1 pseudogene is annotated in these 248 nt (G+C 53.6%); it reads left to right on the forward strand.

Annotated features, from left to right (window positions below):
• Positions 1–248: pseudogene (locus ACI43T_RS12225) on the forward strand (acyl-CoA dehydrogenase family protein); the annotation flags it as partial.

Below are 248 nucleotides of genomic sequence, written 5' to 3' on the forward strand. Positions count from 1 at the left end.
AACCTGAACCGATACGTCCGCAACGACATCAAATTCGTCGATTACGAACGCCGCGAAATCCAACGCCGCCATCAGGTTTCCGAAATCCTTTACCGCTACGTCTGCCGTTTCGTTTCGCCCGTCTCGCCTGTCGCCCATCAATTAATGGAGGCAAACATCGTCAAAACCCTCGCCACGGAATACACTTACGCCGCCGCGCAAATGTTGCAAAAACTCTTGGGCGCGAAGGGTTTTGAACGCGGACACAC

Origin of the sequence: Neisseria oralis, assembly GCF_045062685.1 — a bacterium.
Lineage (GTDB): Bacteria > Pseudomonadota > Gammaproteobacteria > Burkholderiales > Neisseriaceae > Neisseria > Neisseria oralis.